The organism is Pseudemcibacter sp., assembly GCF_965661635.1.
Classification (GTDB): Bacteria; Pseudomonadota; Alphaproteobacteria; order Sphingomonadales; family Emcibacteraceae; genus Pseudemcibacter.
The window spans coordinates 1-2,145 of sequence record NZ_CBFIEP010000049.1; the positions used below are offsets into that span (position 1 = coordinate 1).

At 46.4% G+C, this 2,145-nt stretch carries 2 protein-coding genes and 1 pseudogene; 2 read left to right on the forward strand and 1 reads right to left on the reverse strand.

What is annotated here, in order from left to right; genetic code table 11:
* Both ACTF6W_RS03670 and ACTF6W_RS03675 read left to right on the forward strand, forming a co-directional pair.
* Positions 1-216, forward strand: a pseudogene (locus ACTF6W_RS03670) (hypothetical protein); the annotation flags it as partial.
* Between the two features lie 2 nt (positions 217-218).
* The gene (locus ACTF6W_RS03675) at positions 219-1,319 is read left to right on the forward strand and encodes a peptidoglycan -binding protein (protein ID WP_438993189.1); all 1,101 of its coding nucleotides are present in this window, start codon (positions 219-221) and stop codon (positions 1,317-1,319) included.
* Positions 1,320-1,323: 4 nt separating this feature from the next.
* Here ACTF6W_RS03675 and ACTF6W_RS03680 read toward each other — a convergent pair.
* Positions 1,324-2,145, reverse strand: an 822-nt coding sequence (locus tag ACTF6W_RS03680; protein WP_438993190.1) for an EamA family transporter, incomplete at its 5' end; no start/stop codon positions are given.

Genomic DNA, 2,145 nt, shown 5'->3' on the forward strand with positions numbered 1-2,145 from the left:
AGCGCGGCAATGGACGGATCGGCCGCCGCAGCAATGCCAACAAAGCAGCGCGTTAAAGCAACGGTTACCAGAGAAGCAACAAAAGATGCGCCAAAAGCCGCCGCACCTAAGGCACCAGAACCAAAAGAAAGTGCTGCTGAGGGTGATTATAAAATGCCAGAAATTAAGCCAAAATCTGATAAAAAACCCGCATTAACCGCTAAGAGGGAAGATTAACAATGGCGCTTCTTAGCAAAGGACGTCGTCGCCCAGGCGGTGCTAGCGATAATACATGGCCTGGATTTGTTGATGCCTTGAGCACACTTCTCCTTGTCATTATTTTTCTGCTTTCTATCTTTGCTCTGGCGCAATTTTTCCTAGGTCAGGCCCTCTCCGGTCGTGATGAAGCCCTCGAAAGACTACAAACAAAGGTTCTTGAACTTTCTGATCTTTTAAACCTTCAGCGTCAAGCCAATGACGACCTGCGCGCAAATGTGTCGCAGCTTTCCGCAAGCCTTCAAATTGCTGACAGTTCACGTGAAGAAATGCAGCGCCGCATTCTTGAACTTGAAGCCGACATCGCCGAAGCAGAGGGCATATCGGGCCGTGTTAGTCGCTCTAACAATGAACAACAATCAACCATCAGCGATCTTCAAGGTCGATACAACGTCGCTATGGAAAATTTAGCTGAGGAACGTGAACTTTCAAAACGCGCACAGGATCAGGTTGAGCTTCTTAATAGTCAGCTCGCAAGTCTCCGTCAACAACTCGCCGCCCTTAACGAGGCACTCGAAGCATCAGAAGCTAAAGATAAAGAACAACAAGCGGTTATCACAAATCTAAGCTCGCGCTTAAACACCGCCCTCGCCTCTAAGGTTAGTGAACTTAATCAATTCAGATCAGAATTTTTCGGCAGGCTCCGTCAAGCGCTTGGCGATCGTCAGGATATTCGCATACAGGGTGACCGTTTTATCTTCCAATCTGAAGTGCTGTTTGGCTCCGGCTCCGCCACCCTTGGTGCTGGCGGTCAAGAAGAAATGGCAAAGCTCGCAGAAACCCTTTCTGCAATTATGTCAACTATTCCGGATGATGTTGATTGGATACTGCGTGTTGATGGCCATACGGACGTATTACCGATCCGCACGGCTCAATTCCCATCAAACTGGGATCTCTCAACCGCGCGTGCGCTCTCAGTTGTTAAATATCTCATTAGTCAAGGCATCCCCGCAGAACGTCTCGCCGCCACAGGTTTCGGCCAATTCCACCCACTTGATCCCGCCGACACCCAAGCCGCCTACCAAAGAAACAGACGCATCGAAATGCGCCTTGATCAGAAGTAAAGATTTATGCGGTCGCAAGCAATGCCAAGCCACCCAAAATAATCACTGACCAGAAAAGGCGACGTTTTAGATCGCCCTCCCCAAGTATGATGCTGCCCATCAATACGGATATAAGCACGCTTGTTTCCCGCACCGGCGCTAGTAACGTGACGGGTGTAAAGGTAATCGCATAAAGGAATAAGATATAAGAAAGCGGGCTTAAAACCCCGATTAAGATCACACCCAGTTTGTGATCGGTCCACTGGGTTTTCACAATATCCCATCGCTGATAAGCCACGGGGGAAAAAATAACCATACGAAATGTGTTTGATGCATAATCAAGCAGTACGGGCGAAAGCATAATAACCGACACCACATAAGCGTCCCAGGCCGTATAACTACCGATAAAGAAACCAACCAGCAAACCATACCCGATTGACGCCGTAACATTTTTCGCTCGTTTTTTAAAACCGCCCGTTAAAAAGAATATACCCGTAATAATAATCAAACCCCCGGAAAGGATTTGTGACGTGATAATTTCATTTAAAAATAATACCGCAAATATCATTGAAATAATCGGCCCCGTTGAACGCGCCAAAGGATAAACAAGCGATAAATCACCATGGCGATAACCACGTTGAAGCAATAAAAAATAAACCGTATGCAAGATGGAACTAACAAGAACACAATATATTTCAAACATACCAATGTCTGGCTTTTCAACCCAAAAGATATAAACCACCCAAGGCAAATAAAATATATTGGAAATAAGCGAAATCAACCAAACGAGTTCACGGCCACCACCGATTTTTTTAACATAAAAGTTCCAGGTGGCATGGCAAAAGGC